This window comes from Mycolicibacterium sp. SMGY-1XX (assembly GCF_059132455.1).
The window spans coordinates 3,713,562-3,731,394 of record NZ_CP101139.1 but is presented as its reverse complement, the minus strand read 5'-3'; the positions used below and the strand labels follow the sequence as shown (position 1 = coordinate 3,731,394).

The window sequence follows — 17,833 nt, the reverse complement described above, 5'->3', positions numbered from 1 at the left end:
AAACGCCCGCTGTACTATTCGGCGTTCGTCATGAACACCGCGTCCCATGTGCTGCATGGGCTCTGGCGGGCACCGGAAGCGCAGAACCACAAGTTCAACGAGCTGCGGCACTGGACGTCGCTGGCCACCGCCGTGGACAAGGCCGGCTACGACCTGCTGTTCTTCGCCGATGTCTTCGGTCTGCGTCAGACGTGGAACGGCAACTGGCGCAAGGCCGTCGAAGCGGGCATCCAGATCCCGGTGAACGACCCCTCGGTGCTGGCCTCGGCGCTGGCCGCGGCCACCGAGAACCTGGGCATCGTGTTCACCAGTTCGATCATCCAGGACCACCCGTTCGACTTCGCGCGCCGGATGTCGTCGCTGGATCACTACACCGACGGCCGCCTCGGCTGGAACATCGTGACGAGCTTCAACGAGAACATGTTCCGCAGTTTCGGCCATGAGGGCACGCTCGCGCACGACGAAAGATACGAGTGGGCCTACGAATACGTCGAGGTCGCCTACAAGCTCTGGGAAGGATCGTGGGACGACGACGGCCTGGTGCAGGACAAAGAGCGTGGTGTGCACTCGGACCCGTCGAAGATCCACAAGATCAACCACGTCGGCAAGCGCTACAAGGTCGAAGGCCCGCACTTCTCCTCACCGTCGCCGCAGCGCACCCCGGTGCTGTTCCAGGCCGGTTCGTCGCCCGCGGGGCAGCTGTTCTCGGCCCGCAACGCCGAGGGCGTCTACATCAGCAGCCCCAACCCCGAAGCCGCGCACACCCTCACCACCGAGACCCGGGCCCTGGCTGTGCAGAACGGCCGCGACCCCGACGACATCACCTTCGCCCAGGGTCTGTCGTTCGTCATCGGTGACACTCACGCCGAGGCGGTACGGCGCAACGACGAGATCAAGCGGTACCTCGATCTGGAGGGCATCGCGCTGCATGCCCTCGGCGATGCCGGTATCGATGCGGGCAGTCACCCGCTCGACACGCCGCTGAGCGAGTTGGGGGAGTTCACCGGGGTGAAGAGTTACGCCCGCTGGGCCGCCGAGTCCTCGGGCAACGACGAGCCCACCATCCGCGACCTCGCCTGGGTGATGGAGGGCGCCAACCGCGTGGTCGGCACCGCGGATGAGATCGCGGATTACCTCGAGGAGTGGCGCGAGGCCGGTGTCAACGGCATCAACGTCTACCACGCCACCGTCCCGGGCTCCTTCCAGGAAGTCGCGGACCGGTTGTTCCCGACGCTGCGTGAGCGCGGCCTGATCGCCACCGAGAAGTCCGGCACCTTGCGTCACAAGCTGCTGGGCCGCGGTGACCGGTTGCCGGATTCGCATCCGGCCGCGGAATACCGCGGCGCCTTCACCGACAACGATCTGCTGAACGGGGTCGGCAACTAGACCGGTGACTTTCGGTGTGCCCATCGGTCTGTGTCTGTATGGGAAACATCGACACACACCGCCCACTGCCCGCCGTCGTCGACCGGGCCGCCTGGCAGGCCGAGCTGGATCAGCTGCTGGAGCGCGAGAAGGCCCATACCCGCGAGGGTGACGCCATCGCGGCGGCCCGGCGCCGGCTCCCGATGGTCGAAGTCGACGCGAACATCACCCTGGTGGGCGCCGACGGCCCGGTGTCGCTGCACCAGGTCTTCCAAGGCCGTAGCCAACTGCTGGTGTATCTGCACATGTGGCACGACGGCAAGCCCGCCGCGCAGCAGTGCGAGGGCTGCACCTTCTTCACCGGGCATGCCACCGAACTGTCCTATCTCCACAGCCGCGACGTCACCTACGCGACGTTCTGCCAGGGCCCGTACGACGAGAGCGCCCGGTATCGCGACTTCATGGGGTGGCAGATGCCGTGGTACTCGCTGCGGGGCGAGTCGGCCACGACGCTGCTGGGCGGTCGTCACTTCGGTGCGTACGCGGCCTATCTGCGTGACGGTGAGCGGGTGTTCGAAACGTATTGGAACACCGGCCGGGGCACCGAGGCCGGCGGTACCAGCTATCACCTGCTCGACCTGACTGTCTATGGCCGCCAGGAAACCTGGGAGGACTCACCTGCCGGGTGGCCGCGGTCCATCGAGACAGCCGGCCAGCAGTTCCGCACCGACGGCCGCCCCACTGCGCAGTGGTCGCGATTGGCGGCCGGTCGCTCCGACCAGCTGAGCGGCTGACCGACACCCCCGGGCGCGCGGCGGGCCGGCCGGTTGTCGTCATACCGCTCCTGAACAGCGGTGATGTCCGCCACAAACGCCGCTCGCAGCACCCTCACAGGCGTTGGCTCACCGCCAGAGCCCGGCCGCGCTGGTAACCTCCAAACACTGTCGGGTGTTGTTGCGCAAAGCGTGCCACCCCGTCGTTCACCAGTACGGAACGTAATCGGCAGAGTCCCTCACGAAAGAGTCTTGTGCGCACCGGAGAGATCAAAGCCCTATCCGGCCTGCGCATCGTGGCTGCCCTGTGGGTGGTGCTGTTCCACTTCCGGCCGCTGCTCGAGCAGGCCGCGCCCGGCTTCCGCTCGGCGTTGGCGCCGATCCTCAACAGCGGCGCCCAGGGCGTCGACCTGTTCTTCATCCTCAGCGGCTTCGTGCTCACCTGGAGTTACCTGGACAAGATGGGCCCACGGTGGTCCACCAAGTCCACGCTGCGATTCTTGTGGCTGCGGTTGGCACGGGTCTGGCCGATCTACCTGGTGACCATGCACCTGGCGGCACTGTGGATCATCTTCACGCTGTACGTCGGCCACATCCCCTCCGAAGCTGCCGGCGAGCTCACCGCGGGCAACTACCTGCGGCAGTTCTTCCTCCTCCAGCTCTGGTTCGAACCGTTCTTCGACGGCACCAGCTGGAACGGGCCCGCCTGGTCCATCAGCGCCGAATGGCTGGCCTATCTGCTGTTCGGGGCCGTGGTCCTGGTGATCTACCGGATCGGGCACGTGACCCGTGGACGGGGCTTGCTGGTCCTGGCCGTCATCGCCTCGCTGCCACCGACGCTGTTGCTGCTGGCGAGCGGATTCTTCTACACCCCGTGGAGCTGGCTACCGCGCATCGTCATGCAGTTCATCGCCGGCGCGCTGGCCTGCGCCGCGGTGCGCAAACTGCGGCTCGGCGACCGGTCGCGGCGGGCCGCCGGGTGGTCGGCACTGCTGTTGACGGCGGGCATCATCGGCCTGCTCTACTGGTTCGACGCACATCCCAATCCGAGGATCTACGACGCTGCCGGACTGGTCGACGTGCTGTTCGTGCCGTTGGTGGTGGCCCTGGCGATCGGCGCGGGCAGCCTGCCCGCGTTTCTCGCACTGCGGCCCATGGTCTACCTCGGGCACATCTCCTTCAGCCTCTACATGGTCCACGAGATCATCCACACCGCCTGGAACTGGGCGGTCCTCCAGTTCGAGATCGTCCTGGTGCCCAGTGTGTGGGCCAAGGCGGTGGTCGCGGGGCTGGTGCTCGGCGCCCTGCTGGCGTCGGCGCTGCTGTATCACGTGGTCGAAGAACCCGCCCGACTCTGGATGCGACGGATGGTGGACGTACGTGACCTGCCGGTGGACCTACGGTCGGAGAAGACCTCGGACCATCCGCACGGCGCGCTGAAGTCGGTTCACGACGACGAGCCCGATACGGTCACGGCCCGCGCGGGCTGAGGTCCGTTCGGGTCGCCATGTTGGTCTAGGTGTAGGTGTCGGTGTCGGTGTCGGCGTCCGGCAGACCCTCGGGCGGAGGGGTCGCATAAGCGGGATTGGCGGGCGGGACCTCGGTCTCGCCGGTGCTCTCCTCGGACTGCCGGTCTGTCGGCTCTGGCGACGTCATGTTCGGTTCGATACCCAATGCCGCGCGCAGTAACCAGCTCAGCGCCGCGTGATGCGAATTCGGATGGGCCCGTGCCAGTCGGCGTCCGGGTTCACCACCTCGCCGCGCTGCGTGATCTCGACGTCGCCGGACCTGGCGAGATCCCGCGCGATCTCCCGCGCGTCGTCCATCACGGAGCGCCAATCATCGCCCCCGACGGCGCGGGCGGCATCCGACGGGCAGGTACTGCTGTCGGGACCGCGGTGCACGGCCAGCGCCAGGATCGCGGCTTCGAGCCGCTCCCGGATCGGCCGGTCGCTCAGGGCGGTGCCGGCGGATTCGTCGCCGTCTTCGGCGGCTCTTCGCAGTTCGGCCTGCAACTGCTGACTCATGTCTCGAGTCAATGCGCGCGCTCGCCCGCCGTCAAGGACACCGATCGCCTTTCGACACGTCGCGAAATCCGGGCGCGACGCATGGGAGGTGAGCAGGCGCGCAGAGTAGCTTTGTGGGCATGGCAGCCCCGAAGTTCTTCCTCGAGTGGCCGGTACTGCGGCAACTGAAGTCCGGCGATCTGTTGGGACGGGGACCTGCGGTGACGTCCAAACGCACGCGTGCGGTCACTCCTCGTACGGCCACGGCGGACCGCGTGGTGCAGAGCGTGTGCCCGTACTGCGCCGTCGGCTGCGGACAGCGGGTGTACGTCAAGGACGAACGGGTGGTGCAGATCGAGGGTGATCCCGATTCGCCGATCTCGCGGGGACGGCTCTGCCCGAAAGGATCTGCCAGCGAGCAGCTGGTCAACTCGCCGGGACGGCAGATCCACATGCTCTACCGCGCGCCCGGCGCCACCGAGTGGCAGCGCATCGACCGCGACAAGGCCATCGACATGGTGGCCGACAGGTTCATCGAGTCCCGCCGTAACGCCTGGCAGGAAATCGACAAGAAGGGCAACCTGCTGCGCCGCACCATGGGGATCGCCGCACTCGGCGGGGCGACGCTGGACAACGAAGAGAACTACGTCATCAAGAAGTTGTTCACCGCCGCCGGCGCCGTTCAGATCGAGAACCAAGCCCGTATTTGACACTCCGCCACGGTTCCCGGTCTGGGAACCTCCTTCGGGCGCGGCGGCGCCACCCAGTCACTGCAGGACATGGCCAACGCGGACTGCATCATCATCCAGGGCTCCAACATGGCCGAGTGCCATCCGGTGGGCTTCCAATGGGTGGAGGAAGCTCGCTCGCGCGGTGCCCGGATCATCCATGTCGATCCACGGTTCACCCGCACATCGGCGGTGTCGGACAAGCACATTCCGATCCGCGCCGGCTCCGACGTGGTGCTGTTGGGTGCGTTGATCAACCATGTGCTGACCAACGACCTGTGGTTCAAGGAGTACGTGGTCGCCTACACCAACGCCGCGACCCTGATCAACGAGGACTTCAAGGACACCGAGGATCTCGGCGGTCTGTTCTCCGGCTTCGACCCGGAGACCGGGCAGTACGACATGTCGTCGTGGGCCTACCAGGAGGAGGGTCACGACGACGGGGACGGCACCATCGAACAGCCCGGCGGGGGGCATGAATCCGGCGCGAACGCCTCCGAGCGGGCGGCGGGTGACGCCCATGGCAACGCCGGACCCGCGCTGGAACACGCCCGCGTCAAACGCGATGAGACCCTTCAGGATCCGCACACGGTGTTCCAGATCCTCAAACGGCATTACTCCCGCTACACCCCGGAGATGGTGCGCGACGTGTGCGGTATCACGGTGCAGGACTTCCACTACCTGGCGGACTCGATCGTCGAGAACTCCGGCCGTGAGCGCACCACCTGCTTCGCGTACGCGGTGGGCTGGACCCAGCACACCCTCGGCGCCCAATTCATCCGTACCGCAACCATTCTGCAGTTGTTGATGGGCAATGTCGGCCGCCCCGGCAGCGGCATCATGGCGTTGCGCGGGCACGCCAGCATCCAGGGTTCCACCGACATCCCGACGCTGTTCAACCTGCTGCCGGGCTATCTCCCGATGCCGAAAGCCGGCACGCACAACACGTTCGCCGACTACATCGAACAAGTGGGTTCCAAGAAGCAGAAGGGTTTCTGGGCCAACGCCGACGCCTACACCGTCAGCCTGCTCAAGGCGTGGTGGGGTGAGGCCGCCCGCGAGGACAACGACTGGGCCTACGACTATCTGCCGCGCCTGACCGGCCCACACGGCACGTACCAGACCGTCATGGCCATGCTCGACGACGAGGTGGAGGGGTACTTCCTTTTGGGGCAGAACCCCGCGGTCGGTTCTTCGCACGGCCGGATGCAACGCCTCGGCATGTCACACCTGAAATGGCTTGTGGTGCGCGATCTCAACATGATCGAGTCCGCCACCTGGTGGAAGGACGGCCCCGAGATCGCTTCGGGTGAACTCAAGACCGAGGACATTCAGACCGAGGTGTTCTTCTTTCCGGCGGCCACCCACGTCGAGAAAGCGGGCACGTTCACCCAGACCCAACGCATGCTGCAGTGGCGGCACAAGGCCGTCAATCCGCCGGGTGACTGCCAGAGCGAGTTGGAGTTCTTCATCGAACTGGGCCACCGTATCCGGGCGCGGCTGGCCGGCTCTACTGACCAGCGGGACCGTCCGCTGCTCGACCTCACCTGGGACTATCCCGTCGACGAGCACGGTGAACCCGACGGTGAGTCGGTACTGGCGGAGATCAACGGCCGGCACCTGACCGGGGACGACGCGGGCAAGCTGGTCGCCGGCTTTCCCGAGTTGCGGGCCGACGGGTCCACCGCTGCCGGCTGCTGGATCTACTCCGGGGTGTTCCAAGACGGTGTCAACCAGTCCGCCCGGCGGGTACCGCAGGGTGGGCCGACGCGTGCTCAGCGGGAATGGGGCTGGGTATGGCCGGCCGACCGCCGCATCCTCTACAACCGTGCCTCCGCCGACCCGGACGGAAAACCGTGGAGCGAGCGCAAGCGTTACATCTGGTGGGATGAGGAAATGGGCCGTTGGGTGGGTGATGACGTGCCCGACTTCCCGCTGGACCGGGCCCCGAGTGCACGTCCCGACCCGGATCTGGGTGGCTCGGCGGCGATTTCGGGGGATGACCCGTTCATCATGCAGGCCGACGGCAAGGGTTGGCTGTTCGCGCCCAAGGGCATGATCGACGGGCCGCTCCCGACGCACTACGAGCCACAGGAGTCGCCGGTGGCCAACGCGTTGTACCCGCAGCAACAGAGCCCGTCGCGAATCATGTTCCCGCGCAAGGACAATCTCAGCGCACCGAGCGCCGGGGAACCGGGGGTGGAGGTCTACCCGTACGTCTTCACCACCTACCGTCTCACCGAACACCACACGGCCGGTGGGATGAGCCGGTGGTTGCCGTATCTGGCTGAGCTGCAACCGGAGATGTTCTGCGAAGTGTCACCGGAACTGGCAGCCGAGCGCGGGCTCGAGCCGTACGGGTGGGCCACCATCGTGTCGCCCCGCGCGGCCATCGAGGCCCGGGTGTTGGTCACCGAGCGGATGACACCGCTTCTCATCGGCGGCCACACCGTGCACCAGATCGGTCTGCCGTATCACTGGGGTGTCGGCGGCGACGCGGTGGTCAGTGGTGATGCCGCCAATGACCTGCTGGGCCTGACGCTGGATCCCAATGTGCAGATCCAGGAATCCAAAGCCGGCTCCTGCGATATCCAGCCCGGCCGCCGGCCGCAGGGTGAGGCGATGCTGAGGTTGATCGAGGAGTATCAGTCGCGGGCGGGTATCACCACGGAAACCGGCAATACCCGGCTCACCGAACCGACGACGATCACCGACCCGACGAGGGAGGGCTGATGGGCCAGCTGGCCGGACCTACCGATCCCACCGGTGACGCGCGGTGGCCGGATCCCAAGCCGCGCAAGGGATTTTTCACCGACACGTCGATCTGCATCGGCTGCAAGGCCTGCGAGGTGGCGTGCAAGGAGTGGAACCGCAACCCGCTCGACGGTGACCTCGAGATCCTGGGCTCGTCCTACGACAACACCGGCCAGCTCGGGGCCAGCACCTGGCGGCATGTGGCGTTCATCGAGCAGACACGCGACCGGATCGACGAGGCACGCGAATCGGGCCGGCAGCTGATCGGCCTGGGCATGCCCGCCGTGGGTGCGCCGGCGGAGACGAAGATCCCCGACACCCCTGAGTTCCGTTGGCTGATGGCCTCTGACGTGTGCAAGCACTGCACGCACGCCGGGTGTCTGGATGTCTGCCCGACCGGGGCGCTGTTTCGCACCGAGTTCGGCACCGTGGTGGTGCAGGACGATGTGTGCAACGGCTGTGGTACCTGCGTGGCGGGCTGTCCGTTCGGTGTGGTGGAGCGGCGCAAGGACGGCACGTACACCCCACCGGCGCAGCGCTCCGATGCGCAACGACCGAATGCCGCGGAGAAGGAACCGGTGAGGGGCGTCGCGCAGAAATGCACGCTCTGTTACGACCGGCTGATCGAGGACCAGACCCCGGCCTGCGCACAGACCTGCCCCACCACATCCATCAAGTTCGGCGACCACGACGACCTGGTGGCCCAGGCCCGGGAACGGGTGGCGCTGCTGCATGCCCGCGGGCAGACCGAGGCGCGGCTCTACGGCGCCAACGAGAACGACGGAGTGGGCGGCATCGGTTCGATCTTCCTGCTGCTCGACGAACCCGAGGTGTACGGTCTGCCGCCGGACCCGCGGGTGCCCACCGCGGATCTGGTGTCGATGTTCAAACGGGCGGCCGTCGCCGGTGCGGGCATGTTCGCCGCAGCGGCGTTCGCGTTCTGGAAGGGTGGCTCGTGAGCACCTCGGAGTTCGACAGCCTGCGGCCACCGGAGCCCGCGCGCGGCAGACGCCGCAGGAGACGACAAGGCAAGGGCGGCCGCCGCGACGAGTCGGTGATGGTGCCCGAGGTCGAATTCACCTCGTACTACGGGCGTCCCGTGGTCAAGCCGGCACCGTGGGGACACGAAGTGGCCGCCTACCTGTTCCTCGGCGGCGTCGCTGCCGGTTCCGGGCTGTTGGGGGCCGGCGCCCAACTGACGGGCCGGCCGACGCTGCGGCGCAACGCCCGGTTGTCGGCGCTGGCGGCGGTGACGCTCAGCGCCGGTGCACTGGTTGCCGACCTGGGCCGTCCCGAACGGTTCGTCAACATGCTGCGCACCATCAAGCTGACCTCACCGATGAGTGTCGGCTCGTGGATCCTGGCCACCTTCAGCGCCGGCGCGGGCGTGGCGGCGGTAGCCGAGATCGACCGGATGACGGGGGAGCGGCTACCGCTGGGGCCGCTGCGCGGTGTGCTGCAGGCGGTGGAAGGTCCCGCCGGTCTGGGGGCGGCCGCGCTCGCCCCACCGCTGGGGGTCTACACGGCGGTGCTGCTGGCCGACACTGCCACTCCCACCTGGAACGCCGGGCACCGCCACCTGCCGTTCGTGTTCGTCAGCTCGGCAAGTCTGGCCGCGTCGGGTCTGGCGATGATCACCACGCCGGTCTCGGAAACCGGACCCGCCCGCCGCCTTGCCGTCCTGGGTGTGGTCGGCGACCTGGTGGCGATGAAGCTGATGGAACGCAACATGGACCCCGTGACCGCCGAACCGCTGCACCACGGCGCACCCGGCCGAGTGTTGAAATGGAGCGAAAGGCTGGTTGTCGCAGGCGGATTGGGCACACTCTTCGGGGGCCGCAACCGTGCCGTCGCAGCAGCATCGGGGCTGGCGTTGATGACCGCCTCGGCGCTCACCCGCTTCGGAGTGTTCGAGGCCGGTCTCGAATCGGCCCGGGATCCGCGCTACACCATCGAACCGCAGAAGCGCAGGCTCGCAGCCCGCCGCGCCGCCGGCCAGACCGGCGACTCCATCACCACCGCCACCTGATCAGCGCACCTCATCACGCAGCTATGGCCAGACGCACCTGACGGTCGTCGTCGGCTGGCAGCAGAGCGCAGGTCAGCGCCCTCAGCTGTGTCGAGTACTTCCGTTGCGCCGAAACCCTCGGGACCGACGCAGCCCACGGTTGCCGCCGTCTCCGCTGGACGGCGACATCGTGACCCTCAGCTGCGCCCCGGCATAGCACCGGTGAACCTACTCACCGCACCTCGATACCCGAACCCGCCACGATCTGCCCGATCACCGGATGACCCGGCAGTTCACCGACCACCAGCAGCCCGCCCGAGGTCTGCGCGTCGGCCAGCACCAGCAGATCGTCCTCGGACACCTCCGCGCCGGTCGTCAGGTGCGGTCGCACCCAGTCGAGGTTGCGCCGGGTCCCGCCCGAGACATACCCGTCGCGCAGCGCCACCCGTGCCGCGTCGAGAACCGGCACCGCGGCGCGGTCGATCACCGCTCCCACACCCGAGGCCCGGCACAACTTGTACAGGTGTCCCAGTAATCCGAAACCCGTGACGTCGGTCGCGGCGCGCACCCCGCCGGCCACGGCCAGTTCGGCGGCCTCCCGGTTCAGCGCGGTCATCGAGGCGATGGCCTCCTCGAACACCTCGCCGGTCTGCTTGTGGCGGTTGTTCAGCAGGCCGACACCCAACGGTTTGGTCAGGGTCAACGGCAGACCCACCTCCGCGGCGTCATTGCGCAGCAGACGCGACGGGTCGGCCACGCCGGTGACCGCCATGCCGTACTTCGGCTCGGGATCGTCGATCGAGTGCCCGCCGATCACCGGGCAACCCGCCTCCGAGGCCACCGCAAGGCCGCCCCGCAGCACCTCGGTCATCAGCTCCATCGGCAACAGGTCCCGCGGCCACCCCACCAGGTTGATCGCGACCACCGGCCGACCACCCATGGCGTACACATCGGAAAGCGCATTGGCCGCGGCGATGCGACCCCAGTCGTAGGCGTCGTCGACCGCCGGGGTGAAAAAATCCGCCGTCGACAGCACCGCGATGTCGCCGACCAGAACCGCAGCCGCGTCGTCGCCGTCGTCGAGCCCCACCAGTACGTTGTCCCCGGATTGCCCGGTCAGGCCGCGTACCGCCTCCTCGAGTTCACCGGGAGGGATCTTGCAGGCACAACCCCCGCCGTGCGCGTAGCCAGTAAGCCGAGTCACCCTGAAAGTCTAGAAGCCGGGCCGACTACGTTTGAGCACGGAGGCGTCAGGGTTCCTGGTGGTCCCCCCGGTCTTCAAAACCGGTGAGATCGAGTATCTCGGTCTGGCGGGTTCGATTCCCGTCCGCCTCCGCCAGAAGCCGCAGCACTGCCCGGAGGAGGGATGTGAGCGAGCCCGACCCGCGCCGGCGGATCCCGCGCACCGACCAACTGCTGGCCCTGCCCGCCGTACGCGCGGCCCGAACAACGTTGGGTGAACAGGCCGTTCGCGCCCTCGTGCGGGACACCCAGGAGCGGGCGCGCCGGGGCGATCTCGCGCCGGACCAGGTGACGGCCGCCGTGACGGCGGCGGTCGCCGATCATCGGGTCACCAGCCTGCGTCCGGTCCTCAACGCCACCGGGGTGGTGGTGCACACCAATCTCGGGCGGGCCCCCTTGGCGCCGGCGGCAGTCCAGGCGCTGATCACCGCAAGCGGGTATGTCGACGTCGAATTGGACCTGGCCAGCGGCGCCAGATCCAAACGCGGCGTCGCAGCCCGGCAAGCCCTGCTGGACGCCTGCCCGGCCGCCGACGACGCGCTGATCGTCAACAACGGTGCGGCCGCGCTGGTGCTGGCCACCACGGCGCTGGCGTCCGGCCGTGAGGTGGTGATCAGCCGCGGCGAATTGATCGAGATCGGCGCGGGGTTCCGACTACCCGACCTGATCGCCTCCACCGGAGCGCGACTGCGCGAAGTCGGGACGACGAACCGCACTCACCTGCGTGACTATCTCGACGCGTTGGGGCCCGACACCGGATGTGTCCTGAAGGTGCATCCGAGCAATTTCCGGGTCGATGGGTTCACCGCCGCCGCGGAACTGCCCGAACTCAAGGAAATCACTGCGGCGCAGGGTATTCCACTGGTGGCCGACCTGGGTAGCGGGCTGCTGGCGCCTGACCCGTCGCTGCCCGACGAACCCGACGCTCTCACCTCGTTGAGCGCCGGTGCCGATCTGGTGACCGCCAGCGGCGACAAACTGCTCGGCGGGCCGCAGGCCGGCATCGTGCTCGGCCGCGCCGACGTGGTGGCGCGGATGGCCAAACACCCACTGGCGCGGGCGGTGCGGGCCGACAAACTCACCTTGGCGGCCGTCGAGGCGACCGTGACAGCGGGAACATCTCCGGTGACTGCTGCACTGCACGCCGACCCGGAGGCGCTGCGCGCGCGTGCGCAGGCGCTCGCCGACGCTGTGGGCGCCACCGTGGTAGCGCACGACGGCCGGGTGGGCGGCGGGGGAGCACCCGGTGTGCCGCTGCACGGATGGGCGGTTCGGCTACCCGAGGCCGCCGCGGCGGCGCTGCGGGCGGGGGATCCGGCGGTGCTGCCCCGCGTGCACGACGGGGCGTGCCTGATCGACCTGCGGTGTATCCCCGAGGCCGACGACGGCCGGTTGCTGGTCGCCGTACGGTCAGCGCTCGAGAAGTGAGCGGGTTCGTCGTGGCCACCGCTGGTCACGTCGACCACGGGAAGAGCACGCTGATCCGTGCCTTGACCGGAATCGAGCCCGACCGGTGGGAGGAGGAACGTCGCCGCGGCCTCACCATCGATCTCGGCTTTGCTTGGACGGTAACACCTTCCGGACATGACGTGGCCTTTGTCGATGTGCCTGGTCATCAACGATTCCTCGGCAACACACTCGCCGGTCTCGGTCCGGCACCGGTGGTGTGTTTTGTGGTGGCCGCCGACGAGGGCTGGCAGGTGCAATCCGGTGACCATCGGGACGCCATTGCCGCACTCGACATCCGCCACGGTTTGGTGGTGATCACCAAAGCCGACCGGGCCCCCGATCGCGTGGCCGAGGTGCTGGCCCGGGTGCACGCCGAACTCGCCGACACCGGCCTGCACGACGCACCCGCGGTTGTGGTCTCGGCGAAGACCGGCACCGGCCTCGACGATCTGCGGGCGGCTCTCGACGGGGTGCTGGCGCAAGTGCCTGAGCCGGACCCCACGGCGCGGGTCCGGTTGTGGGTGGACCGGTCCTTCACCATCGCCGGCGCAGGTACCGTCGTCACCGGAACACTCACGGCCGGAACACTTTCCCGCGGCGACACACTGCAACTGCTCGGGCGCAACGACATCCGCACCGTCACCGTCCGCGGGGTGCAGAGCCGGGGCGTCCCCTGTTCTGAACTCGGCCCGACGAATCGAGTTGCACTGAATCTCCGTGGCGTGCCCCACGAGGTCATCCGGCGGGGCGACACCCTCTTAACCCCTGATTCATGGCTGCGCACAGGGGTTCTCGACGTTCGGCGCACCACGGGCGATGTCCTGTCCGAGGCGCCCGGGCACGTGGTGCTGCATGTGGGATCTGCGGCCGTCCCGGCCAGGATGCGTGTGTTCGACGATAACCACGCCCGCCTCACGCTCGACGAGGCGTTGCCGTTGGTGGCCGGTGATCGTGTGGTGCTGCGCGACCCCGGCAGCCGCCGTGTGGTGGGTGGAGCGCAGGTTCTCGACGCCGACCCGCCGGTCTTGCAGCGACGCGGTGACAGCGCGCGTCGTGCGGTGTCGTTGTCGCGGTTGGACAGCACCGGCGACATCACAACCGAAATCGCCCGGCGCGGTGCGGCGCATTCGAGCCTGTTGCGCCGGCTCGGTGTACTCACCGAGCACACCGGCGTGCCAGAGCAGGTTGTGGTGCTCGGCGATTGGTGGGTGCACGCAACGGCTCTGACCGCCTGGCAGCAGCAGCTTCACGCCGCGGTGCAGCAGCTGGCGCAGCGAGACCCGTTGTCCGGGGGACTGTCGCGGGGGGCGGCCGGGGATCTGCTGGCTCTCCCAGACATCTCCCTGCTGAATACCGTGATCAGCGGCGCCGGCCTCGAACAACACAACGGCCGGATCCGGTTGCCGGGCGCCGACGACCACCTGGGCCCGGCCGAGTCTGCCATCGCCGAGCTGGAAGCCCGGTTGCGTCAGGCGCCGTTTCACGCCCCGGAAGCCTACGATCTGGCCGCGTTGCAGCTCGGGGCGCGTGAGCTGGCCGCCGCGGAACGGGCCGGGCGGGTGCTGCGGTTACGCGACGGTGTGGTGTTGCTGCCGACGGCTCCGGCGTTGGCCATGCGTGCGCTGGCCGCCCTGCCTCAGCCGTTCACCACCAGTCAGGCCCGCCAGGCGCTCGACACCACCCGGCGCGTCGCGATCCCGCTGCTGGAACATCTGGACGGACGCGGCTGGACTCGCCGACTCGATGCAGGTCACCGCCAAGTCGTGCGCTGAGGAGTCTCCCTGCGCCGGGATGGGTACACCGGGGAGACCCCGAACACAGGCCCAGGAGGACACCGGTGTCCATGACCCACACCGAGGACGGGCGCTACATCGTCGCCGACGGCCGGCGCTGGCGTGCAACGGATCCGGCCATACCCGAAGCCAGGCGCGCCGAGCTGACCCGCATCCTGATGGCCTGGCGCCGAGAGGTGCGCCGAACCAAGGGCACCGAGGAAGAGCCCTCCTCGAGGGCCGGCGTGCAGGCGGCGAAAGTGGCGCTCGGCGAACGTGGTGACCCACCGTGGTGGGAGCAGTCGGAGGAACAGCGGAGAGCGCGGTGGGAGGCCGAGGTCGCTGCGCCGTCAGTCTGATTCGCCGGTGATTCCGCTTGCGGCGCTTCGTAACGCCGCCACCACCGCCAGCGCTGCCTCGGGGGCATCGGTGGCGGTGAGCGCCAGGGTGCGGCGACCGAGCCACTGTGGATCCTCGACACGGACGGTGGTCACACCGTCCGGCACCGACGGAGCGGCCATCTCCGGAAGCAGACACACGCCCAGGCCCGCGGCCACCAGGCCCAGCCGCGCCGGCCAGGCCCGCACCCGGTAGCGGATCACCGGCTCGCGAAGGGTCGGCCATGCGGCGAACTGGGGATCACCCGTCGACCCGGTCCCGGCGATCCACGGTTCGCCGGCCAGTTCACCCACCGCCACCTCGCGTGATCCGGCCAGCCGGTGGTCGTCCGGCACCGCGACGCACAGATCACCGGCATACACCCGGTGGGTGGCCAGCCCCTCGAGGTCATAGTCGGGAAGTCCGGAGCCCACCCCGATGACGGCGATGTCGAGTCGACCGGTGCGGAGATCACGCAGCAGCGTGGGGGTGGACGCTTCCGCGAGACCGACTGTGAGCCCGGGATGCTCGGTCGCCAGCCGCGCCACCGTGCGGGGGAGCAGGACCGACATCGCGGCGGGAAACGCGCCGACGGCCACCCGCCCGGCGAGCCGGTCGCCGAGGCCGCCCAGTTGGTGCCGCAGGGTGTCGACGGCACCCAGGATGCGTGCCGCGTGTTCCACCAGGACGGCGCCGGCCGGGGTCACGCTGACCCCGCGCACCTCACGCACGAACAGTTGGTGACCCGCGGCGTCTTCCATCGCGGCCACGTGCCGCGAGATCGCGGGCTGGGAGTACCCGAGTGCGCGCGCCGCGGAGCTGAACGATCCGAGTGATGCGACTTCGCGGCACACCCGCAGACCCTCCAGGTTCAGCTCGGCCATCAGCTCACAGTACCCATGCGTATTTGTTATGGCTAACACTCGCAACCGTCATACCGCGAATGGATTGTTGGCGGTGCCGGGCTGGTTGTGTGGGTCGAGAACACCGACAGGAGGAGTGACATGAGCAGGACCTGGTTCATCACCGGTGCATCCCGCGGGATGGGGCGTGAACTCGTCGAGCAGGTGCTCGAACGCGGCGATACGGTGGCCGCGACGCTTCGGCGCCCGGAGCAACTCGACGACCTGGCGGCACGATTCGGTGATCGGCTGTGGCGACGGCCCCTGGATGTCACCGACACCACCGCGGTGCGCCACGTCGTCGACGAGGCCTTCAGGTCACTCGGCCGGATCGATGTCGTGGTGTCCAACGCGGGGTACGGCGTGTTCGGCGTCGCAGAAGACCTCAGCGACAACCAGATCGATCAGATGATTGCCACCAACCTCACCGGCTCCATCCAACTCGCGCGTGCCGTGGTGCCGCATCTGCGGGCACAGGGCGGCGGCCGCCTGATGCAGATGTCCAGCATGGGTGGGCACATCACGTTTCCGGCATTCTCGCTCTACCACGTGACCAAGTGGGGTATCGAAGGGTTCTACGACTCGCTGGCCGTCGAGGTCGAGCCGTTCGGAATCCGCACCACCCTCATCGAACCGGGCGTCGTGCGCACCGGGTTCTTCGATGCGGCCACCCGGGTTCCGGTCAGCGAACCCTATCGGGGCGGCCCGGCCGACCGGCCTCCCACCGCGCCCGAGGACATGACCGACGACCCGAAAAAGACTGTGGCAGCCATCATTCGCGCCACTGAGGACGATGACCCGCCGCGACGGCTGGTGCTCGGTTCCGACGCGTGGTCACTGGTCACCGAGGCGGTGTCGAACCGGCTCATCGAGCTCGCCGCCCAGCGCGACAACGCCGCCACCGCCGATTTCGACACCACCTAGCTTCGGCGGGCCACCCATGGCTCTTCGTTGCGCTCCCGCCGGGCGCGCTCGTCGGCACGGTCTTTGGCCCAGAAGTCCTCGAACTTCTTGCCCGGGTGCACATTCGGCACGCGGTTCATGATGTTGCTCAGCCACTTCGGGGCCACCGCCGGTTCCCACTGGGGTACCACGCCGCTGAGCGCGGCGAGGCTCTTCAGGACCACGAACACCCCGAAGAACGCCGAGGAGGTGTTGGTGACCGCGATCCCGATGAAGCCGATGATCAGCGTCAGGTGCACCACCATGACGCGGCTGAGGGCCTGGTTGGCCACCTGCTCCAGCTGCCAGAACGTCCACTGCCGCAAGGTCAGCAGGTCTACGGCGAAGTCGAACGCGAGCAGGAGCGCCACAGTCAGGCAACCGAAGCCCACACTGCGCCACTCGATCGCGGCGAGCTGCCCGTAACCGTTGTGGTTCAACAGGAACAGGATGGCACCCAGGAACACACCGTGGACCGCGGTGAACGCAAAGCTGACCAGGGCGAAACCCGACACGAACGACGCAACCTGCCCACTGCGGCCGCCCGAACTCGGCCCCTGATATCTGAAATGGCCGCGGCGCGGTGACCAGCGTTGGTGGACAAGGATCCTGGCCGAGATGAACACACATGCCGCCAGGGTTTCGAACCAGTACACCGCCAGCGTGGTGGCGCCCGACCAGTCCTGCACGAACCAGCCCACGACGGGCACCGCGATGACACCCAGCAGGGCCAGGACGTGGGCGAGACGTGTCACGCCGTCATCGTCGCACTCAGATCTGGCCGGCGCGCCATTTGTCCAGCAGCCGCCGGTCACGTTTCGTGGGCCGGCCCGCGCCCCGGTCGCGGACCGCGACCGGAACATAGGGCGTCGGGGGAGGCGCAGGTGTGCGATCCAGATAGCAGGTCACGGCGACGGGAGGGCCGACCCGCTTCTGAATCACCTGCACCACCTCGACGATCCGGGTGGTGTCACCCAGACGGGCGCGGACGGTGTCGCCGGGGGACACCATCGTCGAGGGTTTGGCGGGCCGGTCGTTGACGCGGACGTGCCCGCCGCGGCAGGCCTCGGCGGCGTCCGGCCGGGTCTTGGTCAGGCGCACCGCCCACAACCAGCGGTCCACACGGGTCGACTCCATACCGTCCATCATTGCTGACAGGTGTTTACCGACGCTGCGATCCGGTTAGTAGAACCCTGTCGTAGCGAATGCGGGTCGTCGCAGACCCGGGATTGGAGTGGTCCCCGTGAAATGGAAGCAGGTCTTTGCCGGAGCAGCGGTGCTGGGCGGGCTGACCGCGGGAGCGATGGGCGTCGGCGCTGCCACTGCAACGGCGGAGCCGGGCTGGACGCCGCCGCCGGTGCCGCCGGCCGGGCCGAGCACTGGTACCCCACCGGCGTGGGCGCCGCCGAAGCCGGTTGACCCGCTGTGGGCGCAGGGCAATCCGCAGGTGTGGGACGAGGGCTGGCAGCATTGGGGCGTCTGGGTCAACGGCGTGTTCGTCCCGACGTACTGAT

17 protein-coding genes and 1 tRNA gene are annotated in these 17,833 nt (G+C 68.2%); 12 read left to right on the top strand and 6 right to left on the bottom strand.

Annotated elements, in window-relative coordinates; genetic code table 11:
* Positions 1–30 precede the first annotated feature (30 nt).
* The 3 genes from NL241_RS18040 to NL241_RS18030 all read left to right on the top strand — a co-directional run bounded on the left by NL241_RS18040 (position 31) and on the right by NL241_RS18030 (position 3,628).
* The gene (locus NL241_RS18040; protein WP_494398335.1) at positions 31–1,386 is read left to right on the top strand and encodes an NtaA/DmoA family FMN-dependent monooxygenase; all 1,356 of its coding nucleotides are present in this window, start codon (positions 31–33) and stop codon (positions 1,384–1,386) included.
* Between the two features lie 38 nt (positions 1,387–1,424).
* Positions 1,425–2,159: a DUF899 family protein gene (locus NL241_RS18035; protein WP_494394610.1), complete on the top strand. Its 735-nt coding sequence runs from the start codon at positions 1,425–1,427 to the stop codon at positions 2,157–2,159.
* Positions 2,160–2,392: 233 nt separating this feature from the next.
* Positions 2,393–3,628, top strand: coding sequence for an acyltransferase family protein (locus NL241_RS18030; protein WP_494394609.1), 1,236 nt, complete (start codon positions 2,393–2,395; stop codon positions 3,626–3,628).
* A gap of 25 nt (positions 3,629–3,653) precedes the next feature.
* On the opposite strand, the gene NL241_RS18025 is transcribed toward NL241_RS18030, so the two are convergent.
* The gene (locus NL241_RS18025; protein ID WP_494394608.1) at positions 3,654–3,794 is read right to left on the bottom strand and encodes a hypothetical protein; all 141 of its coding nucleotides are present in this window, start codon (positions 3,792–3,794) and stop codon (positions 3,654–3,656) included.
* A gap of 38 nt (positions 3,795–3,832) precedes the next feature.
* Positions 3,833–4,165, bottom strand: coding sequence for a DUF3253 domain-containing protein (locus NL241_RS18020; protein ID WP_487694736.1), 333 nt, complete (start codon positions 4,163–4,165; stop codon positions 3,833–3,835).
* Between the two features lie 119 nt (positions 4,166–4,284).
* On the opposite strand from NL241_RS18020, the gene fdh reads away from it, so the two are divergent.
* The 3 genes from fdh to nrfD are packed head-to-tail and all read left to right on the top strand — an operon-like array spanning position 4,285 to position 9,655.
* Positions 4,285–7,605 carry a formate dehydrogenase gene (gene fdh, locus NL241_RS18015; RefSeq protein WP_494394607.1) on the top strand — a complete coding sequence of 1,107 codons (3,321 nt, stop codon included), beginning with the start codon at positions 4,285–4,287 and terminating at the stop codon, positions 7,603–7,605.
* Positions 7,605–8,585, top strand: a complete 981-nt coding sequence (locus NL241_RS18010; protein ID WP_487694734.1) for a 4Fe-4S dicluster domain-containing protein — start codon at positions 7,605–7,607, stop codon at positions 8,583–8,585. Before fdh ends, NL241_RS18010 begins: the two co-directional genes overlap by 1 nt.
* A complete protein-coding gene (gene nrfD, locus NL241_RS18005; protein ID WP_494394606.1) occupies positions 8,582–9,655 on the top strand; it encodes an NrfD/PsrC family molybdoenzyme membrane anchor subunit in 1,074 nt (357 codons plus the stop codon). Before NL241_RS18010 ends, nrfD begins: the two co-directional genes overlap by 4 nt.
* A 211-nt stretch (positions 9,656–9,866) precedes the next feature.
* On the opposite strand, the gene selD is transcribed toward nrfD, so the two are convergent.
* Entirely contained in the window at positions 9,867–10,838 is a 972-nt protein-coding gene (gene selD, locus NL241_RS18000) for a selenide, water dikinase SelD (protein WP_494394605.1), read from the bottom strand.
* A 39-nt stretch (positions 10,839–10,877) separates the two neighbouring features.
* Here selD and NL241_RS17995 point away from each other — a divergent pair.
* The 4 genes from NL241_RS17995 to NL241_RS17980 all read left to right on the top strand — a co-directional run bounded on the left by NL241_RS17995 (position 10,878) and on the right by NL241_RS17980 (position 14,456).
* Positions 10,878–10,973, top strand: a tRNA-Sec gene (locus tag NL241_RS17995).
* 29 nt (positions 10,974–11,002) lie between these two features.
* Positions 11,003–12,304 (top strand): L-seryl-tRNA(Sec) selenium transferase, encoded by a 1,302-nt coding sequence (selA, locus tag NL241_RS17990; protein ID WP_487694729.1) that lies wholly within the window; start codon positions 11,003–11,005, stop codon positions 12,302–12,304.
* Positions 12,301–14,097 (top strand): selenocysteine-specific translation elongation factor, encoded by a 1,797-nt coding sequence (selB, locus tag NL241_RS17985; RefSeq protein ID WP_494394604.1) that lies wholly within the window; start codon positions 12,301–12,303, stop codon positions 14,095–14,097. The genes selA and selB overlap by 4 nt, the downstream gene beginning before the upstream one ends.
* A gap of 71 nt (positions 14,098–14,168) precedes the next feature.
* Positions 14,169–14,456, top strand: coding sequence for a hypothetical protein (locus NL241_RS17980; protein ID WP_494394603.1), 288 nt, complete (start codon positions 14,169–14,171; stop codon positions 14,454–14,456).
* On the opposite strand, the gene NL241_RS17975 is transcribed toward NL241_RS17980, so the two are convergent.
* The gene (locus NL241_RS17975) at positions 14,448–15,359 is read right to left on the bottom strand and encodes a LysR family transcriptional regulator (RefSeq protein WP_494394602.1); all 912 of its coding nucleotides are present in this window, start codon (positions 15,357–15,359) and stop codon (positions 14,448–14,450) included. The two genes, NL241_RS17980 and NL241_RS17975, sit on opposite strands and share 9 nt — an antisense overlap.
* A gap of 120 nt (positions 15,360–15,479) precedes the next feature.
* Between NL241_RS17975 and NL241_RS17970 the strand changes: the two genes are divergently transcribed.
* Complete coding sequence (locus NL241_RS17970) at positions 15,480–16,301, top strand: SDR family oxidoreductase (RefSeq protein WP_494394601.1); 822 nt, start codon at positions 15,480–15,482, stop codon at positions 16,299–16,301.
* Here NL241_RS17970 and NL241_RS17965 read toward each other — a convergent pair.
* Together NL241_RS17965 and NL241_RS17960 are read right to left on the bottom strand one after the other, a co-directional pair.
* Entirely contained in the window at positions 16,298–17,074 is a 777-nt protein-coding gene (locus NL241_RS17965) for a DUF6498-containing protein (protein ID WP_487694723.1), read from the bottom strand. The two genes, NL241_RS17970 and NL241_RS17965, sit on opposite strands and share 4 nt — an antisense overlap.
* A gap of 16 nt (positions 17,075–17,090) precedes the next feature.
* On the bottom strand, positions 17,091–17,456 hold the full coding sequence (locus NL241_RS17960) for an Hsp15 family ribosome-associated heat shock protein (protein ID WP_487694722.1): 366 nt from the start codon (positions 17,454–17,456) through the stop codon (positions 17,091–17,093).
* A gap of 106 nt (positions 17,457–17,562) precedes the next feature.
* Here NL241_RS17960 and NL241_RS17955 point away from each other — a divergent pair, with 106 nt between their 5' ends.
* Positions 17,563–17,832 carry a hypothetical protein gene (locus tag NL241_RS17955; RefSeq protein WP_487694721.1) on the top strand — a complete coding sequence of 90 codons (270 nt, stop codon included), beginning with the start codon at positions 17,563–17,565 and terminating at the stop codon, positions 17,830–17,832.
* Position 17,833 lies beyond the last annotated feature (1 nt).

Bases quoted from the DNA above. Each gene is read 5' to 3' on its own strand.
- NL241_RS18040 (WP_494398335.1), top strand. From the start codon at position 31: ATGAACACCGCGTCCCATGTGCTGCATGGGCTCTGGCGGGCACCGGAA.
- NL241_RS18035 (WP_494394610.1), top strand. From the start codon at position 1,425: ATGGGAAACATCGACACACACCGCCCACTGCCCGCCGTCGTCGACCGG.
- NL241_RS18025 (WP_494394608.1), bottom strand. From the start codon at position 3,794: ATGACGTCGCCAGAGCCGACAGACCGGCAGTCCGAGGAGAGCACCGGC.
- NL241_RS18020 (WP_487694736.1), bottom strand. From the start codon at position 4,165: ATGAGTCAGCAGTTGCAGGCCGAACTGCGAAGAGCCGCCGAAGACGGC.
- NL241_RS18010 (WP_487694734.1), top strand. From the start codon at position 7,605: ATGGGCCAGCTGGCCGGACCTACCGATCCCACCGGTGACGCGCGGTGG.
- NL241_RS17980 (WP_494394603.1), top strand. From the start codon at position 14,169: ATGACCCACACCGAGGACGGGCGCTACATCGTCGCCGACGGCCGGCGC.
- NL241_RS17975 (WP_494394602.1), bottom strand. From the start codon at position 15,359: ATGGCCGAGCTGAACCTGGAGGGTCTGCGGGTGTGCCGCGAAGTCGCA.
- NL241_RS17970 (WP_494394601.1), top strand. From the start codon at position 15,480: ATGAGCAGGACCTGGTTCATCACCGGTGCATCCCGCGGGATGGGGCGT.
- NL241_RS17960 (WP_487694722.1), bottom strand. From the start codon at position 17,456: ATGGAGTCGACCCGTGTGGACCGCTGGTTGTGGGCGGTGCGCCTGACC.